Source organism: Streptomyces spinosisporus (assembly GCF_022698145.1).
In the GTDB taxonomy this organism is placed as follows: Bacteria; Actinomycetota; Actinomycetes; order Streptomycetales; family Streptomycetaceae; genus Streptomyces; species Streptomyces spinosisporus.
The window spans coordinates 33,896-50,214 of record NZ_JALDAX010000014.1; the positions used below are offsets into that span (position 1 = coordinate 33,896).

A 16,319-nucleotide genomic window follows, 5' to 3' on the forward strand; every position below is an offset into this window, starting at 1 on the left:
ACTTCTGAAGCGCGGGTGCACGACGCCCAGTTCAGCAGTTCCGTACGCACCGACGAGCGACCCGGAGACACACCGTTGCAGCACGAAGAGAATCCCGAGCGGAGGGCAGCCGCGGCAGCGGCGCCCCGCCCGTCCACGGCACCGCACACCCCGGCAGCTGCCGTCCCCCGACGAACGGGGCCGCTACGTGTACACATCGTGATGTTCGACGGCGTCGAGGAGCTGGACTGCATCGCGCCGTACGAAGTCCTCTCAGCGGCCGGCAGGCACAGTACGCAAGGCGCCGACATCCGGTACGTCACCACGGGAGAGCTCGGGCCGGTCCGTTGTGGGCACGGCACGGAGATACAGGTGCGGCATCGCTGGGCTCCGCAGGAGGCGGATCTGATCGTGGTGCCCGGCGGCGGCTACGCACGCCGTGACGCCCCCGGCGTCTGGGCCGAGGTCCGCAGTGGCATCCTCCCCCGTGCCCTCGCCGCCGCGCCCCGCAGCGGGCTGACGATCAGTGGGGTGTGCACGGGGACCATGCTTCTGTCCGCGGCCGGCCTGACCAAGGGCCGCCCGTGCACCACGCACCACAGGGCCAAGGCGCATCTCGAGGAACAGGGCGGCGACGTCAAGAACGCACGCGTGGTCGACGACGGGGATCTCGTCACCGCCGGGGGCATCACCTCAGGCCTGGAGCTGGGCCTGTGGCTGGCCGGGCGGGAATTCGGTCCGGACGTCGTGACGCGGGTGGAGGCGATCATGGAGTACGAGGCGCGCGGAACCGTCTGGCGGACCGCAACGCCCGCGGTCGCGCAGGCGGCTCCACCGCGCTGATCACGCGACCGGGTCGAGGAACCGGGCTCGCCCGCACGGTGTCGCACAGTCCGACTGGATGCGTGTTGTCTGAAAACATGCGCCAGGACATGGGCAGTTGAGGAGCACCGTGCGGGAGCGTGATCCCAAGCACCCCACGTCACCGGCCTACGACTGGCCTCATTTGGGTCATTGTCCAGTCAAGTCCCCTATTACGCAGGCGGGTTCCACCGATCATTTTCCGACTAAGCCAACTCGTTGGGGGGATCGGATCGTTGGTGTACCCCGGCACTCGAAAGGGTGGCTAGCATGAGCGCGATGCGTGATCCGGAAGCGGGCCGTCCCTGAACGGCCGCAGTCCGGAACGCAGAAAATGTCCATTCGCCTACCTGCTTCATGCTCATTCAGACCAAGGGACCGCGCAATGCCAAAGCCTGCTCGCCCCCGCCAGCGTCGACGCGGGAAAGGGGCGGGCTCCTCGTCGGCTGTGTTCCCGGTGATCCTGCTCCTCGCGACCGCGGGTGCCGTCACGGCGGCCGTACTCGCTCCGGACGAAGCCCGCGACTGGGTCCTGGGCGCGGTGATCACCGCCTGGGGCTGTGTCGCCGTCGTCGTCGCCACCGCCTCGTATCTCCTGCGGCGTGCCCGCCGCCAGGCGGCTGCCCGGGACAGCGAGCTCGGGGCGGCCAAGGACAACTGGAAACTGCAGGGGGCCGAGGTGGCCCGGCTCGTCAGTGTGAGCCTGCCGGGTGTCGCCCGGGAGGTGAAGAGCGGTGCCGGCGCCGATGCGGCTCTCGCCCGTGTCGTCGAGCCCTCCGATCCGCAACTGCGTCAGGCGCTGCACATATTCGCCGGGGAGCTTTCCGAGGCGGTTCGGCGGGCCGGCGCGGCCGAGACCGAGCTGCAGCAGATGCGCGATGAACTTGCGCGGGGGAAGACCGAACTCCAGCGCCTGACCGACGAGACGCTGCCTGCCGCGGTGGCCCTGCTACGGGACGGCAGTTCCGCCAACACCGTTCTCACCAAGTTCGATTGGCCGCAGAATCCCTCCCTGCACCGGGCTGCCGATTCGTTCATCCGCGAACTCGCCTACAGTGAACGGCGGTCCGCCGCCGCCCAGGCCGCCTCCGCCAAGGCCCTGAGCCGGGTTCAGGCCAAGACGGTCTCCATGCTGGCCGACCTGCGTGCCATGCAGGACCGGCACGGTGAGGAAGTCCTCGGCGACCTGCTGCGACTGGATCACAGCACGTCCCAGCTCGGGCTGATGACCGACCGGCTGGCCCTGCTGATGGGCGGCCGCTCCAGCCGTGTCTGGAACAAGCCGATCGTCATGGAAAGCATCCTGCGCGGGTCCGTCGGCCGTATCGCCGCCTACCGCCGGGTGCGTCTGCACTCGTCCAGCAAGACGGCCATCGCGGGTTTCGCCGCCGAGGGCGTGATGCATCTGCTCGCCGAACTCATGGACAACGCTGCCAACTTCTCGCCGCCCATCGACGAGGTCCACGTCTACGTGGAGGAGCGCAGCGCCGGTCTGGTCATCACCATCGAGGACAGCGGCCTGAAGATGTCCGACGCCGCCATGCGCCGGGCACAGGAGGCCGTCTCCGGCCAAGTCACCGACCTGGCCTCGCTGCAGGGCACCCGGCTCGGCCTGGCGGTGGTGGGACGACTCGCCGACAAGTACGGCATCAGCGTCAACTACCGGCCCTCCTCGCGTGGCGGCACCGGCGTCGTCGTCCTCCTGCCGCCCCAGCTCGTGGCCCAGCAGCGCGAGCCCGTCGTCGAGCTGCCCCGCCCCGCGCGCGACGTCCCGGAGACCCCGGCATCCGTCGAAGAGGCCGAGCCGGCCCGGCCCGCGCCCGCCCCACCGATCGCCTCCGACCCTGTGAAGGCGGCCCCCAGCGCCGACGTTCCCCGCAGCCGGGACGCGGCCACCGAGAACGGACTGCCCGTCCGTGCCCCCGGCCGCACCATGGCCGCCGCCGAGCAGGCACGGCGCAAGCCCGCGCCCGCGAAGCCTTCGGCAGAGCAGCTCGAAGAGCGGCAGGCTCGCGACGTCGGAAGCCAGTTCGGCGCCTTCCACCGCGCCCGGCGCGCTCGCGACCCGCTCGGCGAATCCGCCGACTCTCCCGAGGACGGACACCAGACCACAGCCGACTAGGTTTCCCTCCCCGCACAGTTCGGCCCGCGCGTCTCACAGGCAGGGTCCATCACCACCCCCTCTCACTTGATCATCGCTCGACAGATTGGAGGAACGGGCCGGGTGACCACCGACCGGTCACGACCCGTCACGCACCATGGAGACCACTGACAACAGCCTCACTTGGCTCCTGACGAGCCTGGTGGAGCGCACCCCGGGCACGCGCCACGCGCTCGTCCTGTCGCGGGACGGCCTCAAGCTCTGCTGGACGGAGCACATGACCCTCGACCAGGCCGACCAGTTGGCGGCCATCTGCTCCGGCATCCAGGCCCTCGCCCAGGGCGCCTCCGTGGAATTCGGAGACGGATCGGGCGGCGTGCGGCACTCCATGACCGAGTTCCACGGGGGCCTGCTGTTCGTCGTGGAGGCCGGCGAAGGAGCACACCTCGCGGTCGTCGCGCAGGACAACGCCGACCCCGGGGTCATCGGCCACCAGATGACCGAACTCGTCGAGCAGATCGGCGACCACCTACGGGCCGAACCGCGCACGCCCGCCGACCGGGGTGCCTCCGCGTGATGCGCAAACCCGTGGACGTCGGCGATCCCGACCGGCTGTACATGGTCACGGGCGGGCGCAGCACAGCCGACGACTCGTTCGACCTGGTGACGCTGATCGTCAGCGAGAACGAGCCCAGTGCCGGCATGCAGTCGGAGCACGTCAGAATCCTCGAGCTGTGCCGACACCCCACGGCGCTGGTGGAGATCTCCGCCGAGCTGAAGCTGCCCGTCACCGTCACGCGGATCCTCGTCGGCGACCTTCATGACATGGGCAAGGTCAGCGCCCGCCACCCCCGCGCGGCCGAATCCGTCGCGTCCCTTCCCGAAACCGCCTTGCTCCAGGAGGTCCTTGATGGGCTCCGCAACCTCTGAGCCGCCCTCCCAGCGCACGCCGCTGACCGACACCGCCGAAACCGGTCTGAAGATCGTCGTCGTGGGCGGCTTCGGGGTCGGCAAAACCACGCTGGTCCGCGCGGTCAGCGAGATCCGGCCGCTCAACACCGAAGAGGTGATGACTCAGGCAGGGCAGGGCGTCGACGAGACCGTCGGCGTGGAGCGCAAGACCACCACGACGGTCGCGTTCGACTTCGGTCGCATCAGTCTCAACCACCGCATGGTGCTGTACCTGTTCGGTGCCCCGGGCCAGGAGCGCTTCTGGTTCCTGTGGGACCGCCTGTTCTCCGGAACGCTGGGCGCGGTCGTCCTCGTCGACACGCGCCGTATGGAGGACTCCTGGTACGCGATAGACAGGCTGGAACACCACAAGACCCCGTTCGTGGTGGCCGTCAACCGCTTCGACGACGACACCAACCGCTTCTCCCTCGAAGAGATCCGCAAAGCCCTTGCCCTGGGGGAACACGTGCCGATGATCGACTGTGACGCCCGGCTCAGGTCCTCGGGCAAGGAGGTCCTCATCACCCTCGTGGATCACCTCTACTCAATGGCACTGTCCCAGGAGAGCACACCGTGAGCGACCCCGCCGGCTCCCCGTCCACGCCCACTCCCCCACCCGGCTGCCCCGCGCATCAATCGGCGGTGCAACTGGCAGGCCTGGAGTACCAGCAGACTCCCTCGCAGTTGTACCGCACCATGCGCCGTGAGCACGGAGCGGTCGCGCCCGTGCTGCTCGACAACGACATCCCCGCCTGGCTCGTCCTCGGCTATCCCGAGGTCAGCTATGTGACCAGCCACGACGAACTGTTCGCGCGGGACTCGCGGCGTTGGAACCAGTGGGATCACATCCCGCCGGACTGGCCGTTGCTGCCGTACGTCGGCTACCAGCCCTCCGTGCTGTTCACCGAGGGCACCGAGCACCAGCGCCGGGCCGGTGTGATCACCAAGGCGCTCGAGGGCGTGGACCAGTTCGAGCTGGCCCGCGAGTGCGAACTGATCGCGAGCCAGCTGATCTCCTCGTTCTCCGGCAGCGGTCAGGCCGAACTCATGAGCCTGTACGCGCACGCCCTGCCGGCCCGGGCCGTGCTGTGGATGTGCGGCATGCCGCAGGACGGCACGGACACCGAGAGCCTGGTCGACGACCTGCGGATCTCCCTGGACGCAGGGGAAGGTGACGACCCGGTCGCCGCGTACATGCGCGTCGGCGAGCGGATCGCGCAACTCGTCAAGGAGAAGCGGGAGCGCCCCGGACCGGATGTCACTTCCCGGATGGTGCAGCACCCGGCCGGGCTCAGCGACGAGGAGATCGTGCAGGACCTGATCTCGGTCATCGCCGCGGCGCAGCAGCCGACCGCCAACTGGATCTGCAACACCCTGCGACTGCTGCTGACCGACGAACGCTTCGCCCTCGATGTCTCCGGCGGCAGGGTCAGCGTGGGCGACGCGCTCAATGAAGTGCTGTGGCTCGACACTCCCACGCAGAACTTCATCGGCCGGTGGGCCGTGCGCGACACCCAGCTCGGCGGGCGCCTCATCCGGGAGGGAGACTGCCTCGTCCTCGGACTCGCGGCGGCCAACACCGACCCTCAGATCTGGCCGGAATCGCACGTGGGTGCCGAGAACTCGGCGCACCTGTCCTTCAGCAACGGCGAACACCGCTGCCCCTATCCCGCACCGCTGCTGGCGGACGTGATGGCTCGTACGGCCGTGGAGACGCTCCTCGAACGCCTCCCCGACCTCGTGCTGGCCGTCGAGCCGGAGGAACTCACCTGGCGTCCCTCGATCTGGATGCGCGGCCTGACCTCCCTGCCCGTGCAGTTCACCCCGTCCATGCACTGACGTCCTCCCCGGCCCATGGGGCCGGGGAGTTCTGCCTGCTCCCGCGCAGGCCGTGTGGGTCAGCTCAGACGGTGCTCGGGGTGAAACGCACCGGCAGCGACTGCGGGCCGCGAGTGAACACGCCCTGCTCGACCGGGTCGAAGCCGTCGGCGAGACGAAGGTCGGGCATGGCGTCCAGCAGTTGGTTCACGCCGGTCTCGACCTCCGCCTTGGCCAGCAGCGCACCGACGCAGAAGTGGCGGCCCAGTGCGAAGGCCAGATGGTCGGCGGCGGCCGAGAACGCCGAGGTCGTGGTGAGGTCCTGGCGGAAGATGTCGAACCGGTCGGGGTCGCGGTAGCGCTCCTCGTCGCGGTTGGCCGCGCCGATGAGGCACGTCACTGTCGCTCCGGCCGGGATGGTGCCGCCGGAGACCTGTACGTCGGTGGCCGCCTGACGCATGATCATGTGGACGGGCGGGGTGTACCTCAGGGTCTCGGCGAACGCGGCGGGGATCAGGCTGCGGTCCTCGCGCACCGCCGCCAACTGCTCGGGGTGCATGAGCAGGTTGGCCAGGATGCTGGCAATCGCCTTGTCGGTGGTCTCGCCGCCGGCCGCGAGGAGCAGGCTGCAGAATGCCTTGATGTCCTCGTCGCTCATCCGGACGCCGTCGACCTCGGCGGCGCAGAGCGTGGACAGCAGGTCGTCCCCGAGGTGGTCGCGGCGCTCGCGGATGATCGGGATCATGTACTCGGCGAACTCCACCCGCGTGCGCTCGCCCGCCGCGGTCACCTCCGGGTCCGCGGAGAGGTTGCCGAGGAAGGCGATGACCGCGGTGTACCAGCCGTGGAAGCGGGCGTGGTCGGCCTTGTCCAGGCCCAGCATGTCGGCGATGACATTGACCGGGAGCCGGGTCGCGTAGTCGTGGACGATGTCGGCGGAGCCGGTGTGCCGGAAGGCGTCGATCAGTTCGCGCGAGTTGCGCTCGATGACCGGCAGGAACTTCTCCTGCAGCTCACTGCCCCGGAACGCGGGGGCGACCAGCGCCCGGCGCACCGCGTGTTCCCGACCGCTGAGCTGCAGGATCGTCTTGCCGTGGACGGGCTCGAGCTGCCAGTTGTAGTTGTCGGTCGTGAACTCGGCCTTCTTGTCCTTGAAGACGCGCTCGACGTCCTCATAACGGGAGATGATGTAGCTCTGGGTCGCCTCGTGCCAGATCAGGGGCTCTTTCTCTCTCATCGCCGCGTAGGCGGGGTAGGGGTCAGTGGCGAATTCGGGCGAAAGGATGTCAGTAACCTGCGGGGCAGCGGACACGGGACTCCTCGAAGTAGATGCCGACGCTCAGACACCACATTAATGATCTTCCGATGGCTTAAACACGGCCATTCCTGGCCGAAGTTCAGAGTGCAGGCAACGGTGCTCCGTGCAGCCGGCTCGGGCCTCGTGTCTCGTCGGCCACCACGACATCTGTCGACCGAGTGCCCTCGGCCGTACGACAGCTGACGCTCGCCCGCCGTTCCCCGTGGTCCTGGCATTCGGCCGAGACCCGCCTTTCGGCTCTGGGAGATCCATGAATCAGGAGCACACGACGACACTGCCCGGCTTCCCGGCCGAGTACGCCCGAGCGCTGGTGTGGGAGCAGCACTGCTGCCTTCCGCTCGACCCGGACACCCGCGTCGACGCGTTGTGGCGCTACGCCGAAGCGGGCGCCTCCTTCGTATCGGTGAACGTGGGCTACGCGCCCCACGACGTGGCCGACACGATCAAGGTACTGTCCGCGTTCCGCCGTCACGTGCTCACGAACCCTGACCGCTACGTGATGGCCGACTCGGCCGACGACGTTCGCCGCGCCAAGGCCACCGGGCGTCTCGCGATCGCGTTCGATCTTGAGGACACGCGCCCGCTGGGCGGGCGCATCGACACCGTGCAGACCTACTACGACCTCGGTGTCCGGACCATGCTGCTCACGTACAACCAGCGCAACGCCGCTGGTTCGGGATGCCACGACGACTCAGCCGAAAAGGGCGGCCGGCCAAGTCCTTCTTGGCCGACCGCCGGTGTCGCTCACAGTGACGGACATGACCGCCGACTGGACCCACTCCTGTCAATCAATCCTGACCACGTACTTTCCCCGCACCCCGCCCGCCTCCAGTGCACGGTGTGCCGCCGCTGTCTCCTCCAGCGGGAAGATCCTGTCCACCGCCGGCCGCAGCTTTCCCTCCGTCACCTGGCGGGCAAGGTCGTCAAATTGGGCACGCCCGGGGTTGCCGCTGAAGAAGCGCACCCGACCCCGTCCGTGAACCGAGCTGGCCGCGATGTAGCCCAGCGAGGCGACGGGCCGCTTCATGTCGACGGCGACGGCAACCATGCGTCCGCCGGGTTTCAACATCCGCCGTACGGTGGGCAGATCGCTGCCCGCTGCGTCGAGGACCACGTCGAACAGCCCCAATTCCGCGGGCTGCACGGTCCGGTGGTCGATGGTGTGCTGTGCTCCGAGTGCACGGACGAAATCGAGGTTGGCGGCGCGGGCCATGGCGGTGACCTCGGCACCGTACGCCTGCCCGAGCTGGACGGCGGCATTGCCGACGCCACCCGCCGCGCCCCGTACGAGCAGCCGTTCGCCGGGGCGCAGGGCGGCCTTGTCGCGCAGGGCCGTGACGGCCGTGGTGGCCACCACCGGAAGCGCGACGGCCTCCACGATGTCCAGCCCGTCCGGGACACGGCCGAACTGCCCGGGCCGTACCGCCACGTACTCGGCGGCGCTGCCCGAAGTGGAGCGGCCCAGGAAGCCCCACACCTGTTCGCCGACCGCGACACCGGTCACGCCGGTGCCGAGGGCTGCGACCTCACCGGTGAAGTCCAGTCCCACGCGCTGCGGGAACTTGCGGCCGGTGACGAGCCGGAACCCACCGGAACGGACCGTCGTGTCGCTGCCGTTGACACTGAACGCACGCACGCGCACGAGGACTTCGCCGGGCCCCGGTTCGGGACGCGGCACCCGTCCCACATACAGGACGTCCGGCCCGCCGTAGCGGTCGAACAGTACGGCCTTCATCGTGCGGTCGCTCATCGTTGCGTTCTCACCTTCGTCACCAGTGGCTGCGGAGATCGTTCGCCCAGCGTAGGCTGGTAAACGGACGATGCCGTCCACTTAGGCGGAGGTGAGAAGAAGCGGTGCCGGAATCCTCTCGGATCGCGAAGCAGGACCATCTGCGGGCCGACGCCCGGCGCAATCTGCAGCGCATCCTCTCGGCAGCCCGCGCGGTCTTCGCGGAGCACGGCATCGACGCGCCCATGGCGACCGTGGCGCGACGTGCGGGGGTCGGTGTGGCCACGCTGTACCGGCGCTTCCCGACGCGGGACGACCTCGTACGGGCCGCGTTCGCGCACCAGATGGACACGTGCGCCCAAACCCTCACCGAGGCGCTGGCCGACCCCGATCCGTGGCAGGGCTTCCAGCGGCTGGTCGAGACGGTCTGCGAAGTGCAGCGGGAGGAACGGGGCTTCCCAGCCGCGTTCCTCGCGGCCTTCCCGGACAGCACGCAGGCACACGCGGACGTGCGCGAGCGGATCGAGCGGGAGCTGGTGACCCTGATCCGCAGGGCTCAGGCGGCTGGCACACTGCGAGCCGACTTCCACCCGTCGGACCTTGCCGTGGGCCTGTTGGCTCACTGCAGTCTGGTCACCGCACTGCCGGGTGACAGCGCGGCGTCCCGGCGCCTGGTGGCGTACTTGCTCCAGTCGTTTCGCGCGGATGCGGCCCACGAGCCACTGCCCACGCCGAGCACGCTGTCACTGCGCGACCTCCCGCTGGCGGCCGGCGACACCCGGGGGCATCGACCCTCCGGGTCCTGACACGGAGCAGCGGAGACGTCCCCAGGTCAGCAGCCCTGGCAACTCTCCGCCCGTCATTCTCGGTCACTGCACCGGTGGTTCGCCCCTCCCGCCGTGGAGGAACATCGCACCACGGCGGGAGCCGACTCGTCGCAACGGCCTTCGGAATGCTTACGGCTTGGAGCCGTTCATGATGTTGGCGATCGGTCCGATCAGGAACCACTTGCCGTCGACGCCCTGGCCCTTGATCTGGTTGGGAGCGGTGTCGCCCTTGTAGTAGTAGAGCGGGTGCCCACCGTAGGTGACCTGCTTCGTGCCGTCCGTGCGCGTGATGGTGCCGACGTTGCTCGGCACGGTGTACTTGCCGGTCACGGTCACAGGCTTGGTCGTCGTGAGCGGAGGCCACTCCTTGGCGCACGCGTCGTAGCAGTTGGACGCCGTCTTCTTGTCCTTGGTGTTCAGGTACAGCGTGCGTCCGGCCGGGTCGGTGAGCCAGATGCCCGCGCTGCCCTTCGCGGTCTTCAGGACGAGCTTCGACCCCGAGTCGGCCGAGTCCGGCGCCGCCGAGGCCGTCTTCGAGTCGGACCCGGCCGAAGTCGTCGCCGCGGAGGACTTCTTCGCATCGGAGGACGAGGAGTCGTCGGAGCTGCTGCACGCCGCCGCGAACGTCGCCAAGGCGGCGAGGGAGAGGCTGAGGCCGATCGTCCGCAGTGAAGTCTTGTGAAGCATGATCACCCTTATATGTAGCGTTCGATACACATGGAACATAATGCGCCTCTGGGTCAGAGTCAAGACCGAACATTCTGTCTCGCTAGCCCATGGGCGTCTGCGGGCCCGAAGGGCCCCGGTCAGGAAACCTTGACGGTGATGCTGTGGTGACCCGTGGCGCCGTTCGGCACCACGCCCTGGACGGCCGACGTCTGCACCGCGCCCGTCCCGTCGGTCGCGCGCACCTTGACCTTGTGCGAGCCCTTGGGCGCGTTCGCCCACTCGTACGACCACTGCCGCCAGGTGTCCGGCGTGTCCGACGCCGCCAGCTTCGCCTCCCGCCAGGGCCCGTTGTCGATCTGCACCTCCACGGCGGCGACGCCGCGGTGGGTGGCCCAGGCCGTACCGGCGAGCACCACGGTCCCTGCCGGAACCGTCGCCCCGCTCTTCGGTACGTCGATGCGGGACGCGGTCTTGACCGGAGCCTCCGGCGAATAGCCACGCGGCGTCCAGTACGCGTCGGACTTGGCGAACGTGGTGATGTCCAGGTCGGTCACCCACTTCGTCGCCGAGACGTATCCATACAGACCAGGAATCAGCATCCGGCACGGGAAGCCGTGCTTGACCGGCAGCGCCTCACCGTTCATCGCGACCGCCAGCATCGCCTGCCTGCCGTCGAGCACCGCTTCGACCGGCGACCCGATCGTCAGCCCGTCGACCGACTTGGAGAGGATCATGTCCGCCCCGCGCTGGACGCCGGCGCGGCGCAGCAGCGGCGCCAACGGCGTGCCGAGCCAGCGCGCGTTGCCGACGTACGGTCCGCCCACCTCGTTCGACACACAGGTCAGGGTCAGATCGTGTTCCTCGAACCTGTAGGAGAGCAGCTCGTCGAAGGTGATCTCGAACGGGCGGTCCACCATGCCGTGAATCTTCAACTTCCAGTCCCGCGGGTCCACATGAGGGAGCGCGAGCGCCGTGTCGACACGGTAGAACTCAGAGGTCGGGGTGAAGAACGGTCCGAGCCCGGGCACCTTCGGGTGGACCGAGGCGGGCGGCTTCGGCAGCACCTTCGCGGGCTTCGGCAGCACCACCTTCGCACGCGCGTCGGCGACGTTGTAGCGCTTCTTGATCCACGCGTTGCCGCCGTATCCGACCGCCAGCGCGCCCACGGCCGTGCCCAGCGTGCCGACGACGAATCGGCGCCTCTCGGTCTGCTTGGCGGCAGAGTCCGATTCCTTCAGCGACATGACCGTCAGCCACCACAGGGCCGCCGCCGCGACAAGTCCGGCGAGCAGCGAGGGAAGCAGCCAACTCGTCTCCGCGACCGGTCGCGTGACCGCGACGGTCGCACCGACGACGCCGAATACCGCGGTCAGAATGCCGGCAAGGATCAGCCGTGTGCGGGCCAGGACACCGTCGATGGCCGCCAGCAACGCCAGCGTCGTGTAGACGCCGATGAGCAGCACGGTCTTGTCATTGCTGCCGAAGTTGCGAATCGCGAACTGCTCGAGCCATGTGGGCGTGATGCTGATCGCCCAGTTCCCGGCCGCTGTCACGGGCGCGGACGCTTCTCCCGTGACCACCGCGACCAGTTCACCGACCGCGAGCCCCGCGCCACCGGCCACCAGGCCGATGAGCGCCCCGCGGGCGATCCCTCCGAGGCGGGATGCCCCGCGTGTCCTGGGCGAGATGGACACTACGCCCTGCTGTGCCTCCTCTTCCTCCGGATCCGGCGCGGGACTGTCTGCCGCCCCGCCCTCCGCACCGCCGGTTTGCTGCTCGGTCATGTGTTCTCCGTCAAGGTAGTGACACGGCACGGGAGGACCCGGCCGGTTGATGTGAGGTCGGCGACGACGTACGAAGACGTGGTCATCTCAGGCCGCCTGACTGAGGCGGCCCAGGCGCAGCGCCGAGACGAGCAAGGAGACCCCTCCGAGAACGGCGTAGCCGCCGACATGGGTCAGCCTCGGACCCGAGGCGGACGCCCTCACCATGAACTGCGCCCCGACCAGCACGGACATGCCACCGCTGAGCATCATCGGCCACTGGCCGGCGAATGCGAACCGTACGAGATGCGGCCGGCGCGGAGTTGGCGCCAGTCCGTCGGCGACCGCGGCTGGGTCAGCGGCGGGCGAGTCGAGGGTGGTCACGATGATCCCTTTGCGCGATGGCGACGAGAGAGGGGCGACTCGTCAGGTGATGCCACGGTCGGCTTCGTCCGCGCGCGGGCACGTTCGGAGGGACCGTGGACTTCCGGTTAGACTGAACGTTCTATCTCTACCTAGCATCACGGTTCTCTCCACACCTGTCAAGAAAGAACGTTCTCTCCTAATCCCGTAGGATCGCGCCGATCCCCCACCGCGTCCTCAGGACGTGCCGGTGTCCGCGGCGCGCGCGGGCGGACGACGCAGCAGCGCTCCCGCCTTCTCTTCGAGCAGAGCGACGGCCAGGAGTTCACCATCCACCGCGCCGTAGCGCTCAAGTGCCGCTTGGTGAATGCCTCGGACGGTGTCCGCGAGGGCGTGCGGAGTACCGACGTCTGCGGCCAGCGTCGTGACGGCGGTCAGCTGATCCAGGATCCGGTCGAGGCCGTAGCTGGCGAGGTAGTCGCCGTCCAGCAGGGACGGCAGGTCGTTCTGGATGAACGAGGAAGACGCGGGGCCCGCCGCCAGGGTTTCGGCGAGTACACCGAGGTCGATGCCGACGCGTTGGCCCAGCAGGAGAGCTTCCGCGGTTGCAGTGGCCTGGTTGAACCACAGGAGGTTGACCAGGAGCTTGGCGGTGTAGCCGGCTCCGTGGCCGCCGATGTGCGTGATGCGGTCGGAGAGGAGGGACAAGAGAGGGCGCCGGTGCGCGAGGAGGTCGGCGTCACCGCCTACGAAGAGCCGCAGCCGTGCTGCCGCGGCATCTGCGGGCGAGCCTCCCATGGGCGCCTCCAACACGCCCCTGCCCAGCGCGATCGCCCTCTCTCGGCAAGGGGCCGCGGCCGTCGCCGTGTTGCTCGTCATGTCGATCCACGTGGCACCGTCGGCCAGTACTTCAAGGACGCCGTCATCGATCACGGTGGACACCTCGGCGGGGCCGGGAAGTACCGTGGCTAGCGAATCTCTTCGCGCCTGTAAAGACAGAACGTTCTGCCGCCAAGGACCCCTGCGCGATCGTTCGGCCTACCGCAGGCTCAGCGCTGCGGCCTCGTGGCGGCGCGGACGAGGTCGGCCAGCACCTGGCGGCGGTCGCCGGGCGGGTCCCCCGCAGCGTCGCCCAACATGAGCGCGACCATCGAGGGGACGGCCAGCCACCATGCCGCCAGCGCGCGAGCGGCGTACAGCAGGTAGCCGGGGGTGACATCTTCGTGCTGCGTCCCGGCGACCTGGGCCTGGGCGGTCTGCCGTTCGAGTCGTACGAGGTGGAACTGCCGGAGGGCAGCCTCCTCGCGCTCTACACCGACGGTCTGATCGAGTCCCGGCAGCAGGACGTGGGCAGCGGCCTCGAACGGCTGTTGGGCGAGTTGTCAGGCGCGCAGGCCTCGCCGGACGCCCTGTGCGACGAGGCCGTCGCCACCCTGTTGCCGTGCCGGGAACCCGCGCACAGGTCGTCCGTCAACTGAGCGACTGGGGCTGCGAATCGGCCGGATTCGTCACCGAGCTAGTGGTCAGCGAGCTGATCACGAACGCCATCCTGTACGGCAGCACTCCGATCCAGCTACGGCTCGCGGACGGCAAGGTCATCTGGTGTGAGCAGGCGCTTCCTGCCGATATGTGAGCGCTGGGAAAACCTTGACCGGAATCTGGTCAACTTCCCACCCCGTCCGTAGAGTGAACGCTACATACAGGGCCGACCTGGGTAGCAGGCGTATGCCCTCCTGCACGTTCAACCGCAGCTCAAAGGCCCTTTTTGAAGAAGGCCTTTCCTGACGTCGCAGCGAAGCGAGGTACTCCATGAGCGTTCTCGAGCAGGTCAAAAAAGCGCCAATGAGCAGGGTGCAGATCCGGACAGTCGTGTTGTGTCTGACGATGAACCTGCTGGACGGGTTCGACCTCCTGGCGACCTCGTTCGTCGGACCGGCGATCGGTAAGGAATGGGGCCTGTCCTCGTCGAAGGTGGGCCTTCTGCTCAGCAGCGGGCTGGCGGGAATGGCGTTCGGGGCGCTCTGCGTCGCCCCGCTCGCCGATCGCATCGGGCGCCGCCGCTTGACCCTCGCGAGCCTGGTGATGGCCTCGCTGGGCATGCTGGGGGCATCCGCCTCGCAGAACTTCGACCAGCTGCTCATCTGCCGGGTGCTGACCGGCACGGCAGTGGGGATCATGGCCGCCTGTCTGCCCGTACTCGCCTCCGAGTCCGCGAATCACAGGCGCAGAGGACTGGTCGTCGCTCTGATCACGACCGGCTACGGTCTCGGCTCGGTGGCGGCCGGACTCTTGGCCTACTTCCTGGTCCCACCGTTCGGCTGGAGACCCGTGTTCCTCGTCGGAGGCATCGCCACCGCACTGCTCTTCACGATCGGCCTGCGCCTCCTGCCCGAGTCCATGGATTACCTCATCGCGAGCCGGCCCCGCGACGCTCTGGCCAAGCTCAACCGGATGCTCGTCGCCATGGGGCACTCCCGGGTCGACGCACTGCCCCAGAAGGCCGTGACCCCCAACGTCGCGGTCAAGTCGTTGTTCTACGGCCGCAATGCTCTGCGGACGGTCCTGGTCTGGCTTGCCCTCACCGCCGCGATGACAGCGTTCTACTTCGCGAGTTCATGGACACCCGCCCTGCTGCTCAAGGCCGGTCTCTCCGCTGAGCAGGGCATCTTCGGCGGCGTGCTCTTCGGCCTGGGCGGTGTCTCGGGCGCCGTGGCGCTGGCGCTGCTGATCTCTCGTTTCGAGACCCGCCGGCTGACTGCCGCCTACTTCGGCGTCGCGGCACTCGCGCTCATTCTCTTCTCGACGACGCTCGGGACCCTGGCCGGCGCACTGGTCGTCGCCGCATTCGTCGGGTTCTTCCTCAACGGCTCGGTGTCGGGGCTCAACGTCATCATCCCGGGCATGTACCCGGCCGAATCCCGCACCACCGCACTCGGCATGGCCGTTGCCGTGAGCCGACTCGGCGCCGTGCTCGCCCCGACGCTCGCAGGCCACCTGCTGGACGCCGGGTGGGCCCCGGAGTCGATGTTCCGTTTCTTCGCGATACCCGCCCTGGTCGGCGCCGCAGCCACTGCTTTCCTCATCGTGGGAGAGCGGGTCCGCACCACGGCGGAAGCCCCGGTGAGCGTGACGGCGTGACGGCGTGACGGCGTGACGGCGTGACGGCGTGATCCTGCGCGAGGCTGTGGCTTCATGCGGACGTCACGCCGTTGCGCAGTGCCCGGGACAGGCCGAGTGCTGCCGTCCGTACAGCCGGTGCGAGGTGGGCCGGCCGGAACTGCTGCTGGCGAACCGCGACGGAGAGGGCCGCGACGACCGTGGCCCCGGCGAACACGGGCGCGGCGATGCAGCTCACGCCGACGGCCGCCTCCTGTTCCTCGTAGGCCAGACCGGACACCTGGACCTGCTCCAGCGCGGTGCGCAGGGCCACGGGATCGGTGATCGAGTACGGGGTGAGCCGCGGCAACTCCCGTGTGTCGAGGTCGCAGGTCTCCTCCTTGCAGAAGGCGAGGAGGGCCTTGCCGATCGCGGTGCAGCTCAGTGGCAGTCTCCCGCCGATGCGCGACGGGAGCGCCAGTGAGTCATGGCCGTGAATGCGTTCGACGTAGACGACGTCGAAGCCGTCCCGCACGCCGAAGTGCACGGTCTGGCGCGTGCTCTCGTAGAGGTCCTGGAGGAAGGGGAGCGCGGTCTCACGCAGGTCCAGTCGCCGGGAGACCAGGGAACCCAGTTCGAACAGGTGGTTGCCGAGCCGGTAGTGCTCCCCGGCGTGTTCCAGGAAACCGAGCCGAACGAGATTCCCGGCGAGCCGGAACGCCGTGGTCTTGGACAGTCCGGTGCGCGCCACCAGTTCCGAGAGGCGGAGCTCTCCTCCCGACGGGTGGTAGGCGTCCAGGATCAAGGCCGCCTTGTCGAGCATATTGCCCGTCGTGCTGTTCCG

Annotated in this window: 17 protein-coding genes and 1 pseudogene; 11 read left to right on the forward strand and 7 right to left on the reverse strand. The window is 68.7% G+C overall.

Going from position 1 to position 16,319, the window contains the following annotated elements; genetic code table 11:
• The first annotated feature begins 75 nt into the window (after positions 1–75).
• The 6 genes from MQN93_RS30580 to MQN93_RS30605 all read left to right on the forward strand — a co-directional run bounded on the left by MQN93_RS30580 (position 76) and on the right by MQN93_RS30605 (position 5,731).
• Positions 76–822 carry a DJ-1/PfpI family protein gene (locus MQN93_RS30580; protein WP_242712092.1) on the forward strand — a complete coding sequence of 249 codons (747 nt, stop codon included), beginning with the start codon at positions 76–78 and terminating at the stop codon, positions 820–822.
• Positions 823–1,225: 403 nt separating this feature from the next.
• Positions 1,226–2,962: a sensor histidine kinase gene (locus MQN93_RS30585; RefSeq protein ID WP_242712093.1), complete on the forward strand. Its 1,737-nt coding sequence runs from the start codon at positions 1,226–1,228 to the stop codon at positions 2,960–2,962.
• A gap of 136 nt (positions 2,963–3,098) precedes the next feature.
• On the forward strand, positions 3,099–3,518 hold the full coding sequence (locus MQN93_RS30590) for a roadblock/LC7 domain-containing protein (RefSeq protein WP_016432662.1): 420 nt from the start codon (positions 3,099–3,101) through the stop codon (positions 3,516–3,518).
• Entirely contained in the window at positions 3,515–3,871 is a 357-nt protein-coding gene (locus MQN93_RS30595; protein ID WP_037781211.1) for a DUF742 domain-containing protein, read from the forward strand. Before MQN93_RS30590 ends, MQN93_RS30595 begins: the two co-directional genes overlap by 4 nt.
• Complete coding sequence (locus MQN93_RS30600; RefSeq protein WP_242712094.1) at positions 3,852–4,469, forward strand: GTP-binding protein; 618 nt, start codon at positions 3,852–3,854, stop codon at positions 4,467–4,469. The genes MQN93_RS30595 and MQN93_RS30600 overlap by 20 nt, the downstream gene beginning before the upstream one ends.
• Complete coding sequence (locus MQN93_RS30605) at positions 4,466–5,731, forward strand: cytochrome P450 (RefSeq protein ID WP_016432665.1); 1,266 nt, start codon at positions 4,466–4,468, stop codon at positions 5,729–5,731. The genes MQN93_RS30600 and MQN93_RS30605 overlap by 4 nt, the downstream gene beginning before the upstream one ends.
• A gap of 64 nt (positions 5,732–5,795) precedes the next feature.
• Here the strand turns inward: MQN93_RS30605 and MQN93_RS30610 are convergent, their stop codons facing one another.
• Complete coding sequence (locus MQN93_RS30610) at positions 5,796–7,022, reverse strand: cytochrome P450 (RefSeq protein WP_242712095.1); 1,227 nt, start codon at positions 7,020–7,022, stop codon at positions 5,796–5,798.
• A gap of 256 nt (positions 7,023–7,278) precedes the next feature.
• Between MQN93_RS30610 and MQN93_RS30615 the strand changes: the two are divergent.
• Positions 7,279–7,662, forward strand: a pseudogene (locus MQN93_RS30615) (membrane dipeptidase); the annotation flags it as partial.
• Positions 7,663–7,812: 150 nt separating this feature from the next.
• Here the strand turns inward: MQN93_RS30615 and MQN93_RS30620 are convergent.
• Positions 7,813–8,778: an NAD(P)-dependent alcohol dehydrogenase gene (locus MQN93_RS30620; protein ID WP_242712096.1), complete on the reverse strand. Its 966-nt coding sequence runs from the start codon at positions 8,776–8,778 to the stop codon at positions 7,813–7,815.
• Between the two features lie 104 nt (positions 8,779–8,882).
• On the opposite strand from MQN93_RS30620, the gene MQN93_RS30625 reads away from it, so the two are divergent.
• Positions 8,883–9,563 carry a TetR/AcrR family transcriptional regulator gene (locus MQN93_RS30625; protein WP_242712097.1) on the forward strand — a complete coding sequence of 227 codons (681 nt, stop codon included), beginning with the start codon at positions 8,883–8,885 and terminating at the stop codon, positions 9,561–9,563.
• A gap of 150 nt (positions 9,564–9,713) precedes the next feature.
• Here the strand turns inward: MQN93_RS30625 and MQN93_RS30630 are convergent, their stop codons facing one another.
• The 4 genes from MQN93_RS30630 to MQN93_RS30645 form a co-directional block, all read right to left on the reverse strand.
• On the reverse strand, positions 9,714–10,271 hold the full coding sequence (locus MQN93_RS30630; RefSeq protein WP_242712098.1) for a COG4315 family predicted lipoprotein: 558 nt from the start codon (positions 10,269–10,271) through the stop codon (positions 9,714–9,716).
• 119 nt (positions 10,272–10,390) lie between these two features.
• Positions 10,391–12,037, reverse strand: coding sequence for a molybdopterin-dependent oxidoreductase (locus tag MQN93_RS30635; RefSeq protein WP_242712099.1), 1,647 nt, complete (start codon positions 12,035–12,037; stop codon positions 10,391–10,393).
• Positions 12,038–12,124: 87 nt separating this feature from the next.
• Positions 12,125–12,400, reverse strand: a complete 276-nt coding sequence (locus MQN93_RS30640) for a hypothetical protein (protein ID WP_242712100.1) — start codon at positions 12,398–12,400, stop codon at positions 12,125–12,127.
• A gap of 216 nt (positions 12,401–12,616) precedes the next feature.
• On the reverse strand, positions 12,617–13,378 hold the full coding sequence (locus MQN93_RS30645; RefSeq protein WP_278191373.1) for an NAD(P)-dependent oxidoreductase: 762 nt from the start codon (positions 13,376–13,378) through the stop codon (positions 12,617–12,619).
• A 224-nt stretch (positions 13,379–13,602) separates the two neighbouring features.
• Between MQN93_RS30645 and MQN93_RS30650 the strand changes: the two genes are divergently transcribed.
• The 3 genes from MQN93_RS30650 to MQN93_RS30655 all read left to right on the forward strand — a co-directional run bounded on the left by MQN93_RS30650 (position 13,603) and on the right by MQN93_RS30655 (position 15,517).
• The gene (locus MQN93_RS30650) at positions 13,603–13,857 is read left to right on the forward strand and encodes a SpoIIE family protein phosphatase (RefSeq protein WP_308404442.1); all 255 of its coding nucleotides are present in this window, start codon (positions 13,603–13,605) and stop codon (positions 13,855–13,857) included.
• Entirely contained in the window at positions 13,821–14,012 is a 192-nt protein-coding gene (locus tag MQN93_RS44270; RefSeq protein WP_308404443.1) for a hypothetical protein, read from the forward strand. Before MQN93_RS30650 ends, MQN93_RS44270 begins: the two co-directional genes overlap by 37 nt.
• A gap of 251 nt (positions 14,013–14,263) precedes the next feature.
• Complete coding sequence (locus MQN93_RS30655; RefSeq protein WP_242712102.1) at positions 14,264–15,517, forward strand: MFS transporter; 1,254 nt, start codon at positions 14,264–14,266, stop codon at positions 15,515–15,517.
• Between the two features lie 52 nt (positions 15,518–15,569).
• Here MQN93_RS30655 and MQN93_RS30660 read toward each other — a convergent pair whose 3' ends face one another.
• Complete coding sequence (locus MQN93_RS30660; protein WP_242712266.1) at positions 15,570–16,298, reverse strand: IclR family transcriptional regulator; 729 nt, start codon at positions 16,296–16,298, stop codon at positions 15,570–15,572.
• Positions 16,299–16,319 lie beyond the last annotated feature (21 nt).

Coding starts and splice junctions, on each gene's coding strand:
- MQN93_RS30655 (WP_242712102.1), top strand. CDS start 14,264: ATGAACCTGCTGGACGGGTTCGACCTCCTGGCGACCTCGTTCGTCGGA.
- MQN93_RS30585 (WP_242712093.1), top strand. CDS start 1,226: ATGCCAAAGCCTGCTCGCCCCCGCCAGCGTCGACGCGGGAAAGGGGCG.
- MQN93_RS30635 (WP_242712099.1), bottom strand. CDS start 12,037: ATGACCGAGCAGCAAACCGGCGGTGCGGAGGGCGGGGCGGCAGACAGT.
- MQN93_RS30630 (WP_242712098.1), bottom strand. CDS start 10,271: ATGCTTCACAAGACTTCACTGCGGACGATCGGCCTCAGCCTCTCCCTC.
- MQN93_RS30590 (WP_016432662.1), top strand. CDS start 3,099: ATGGAGACCACTGACAACAGCCTCACTTGGCTCCTGACGAGCCTGGTG.
- MQN93_RS30660 (WP_242712266.1), bottom strand. CDS start 16,298: ATGCTCGACAAGGCGGCCTTGATCCTGGACGCCTACCACCCGTCGGGA.
- MQN93_RS30620 (WP_242712096.1), bottom strand. CDS start 8,778: ATGAGCGACCGCACGATGAAGGCCGTACTGTTCGACCGCTACGGCGGG.
- MQN93_RS30600 (WP_242712094.1), top strand. CDS start 3,852: ATGGGCTCCGCAACCTCTGAGCCGCCCTCCCAGCGCACGCCGCTGACC.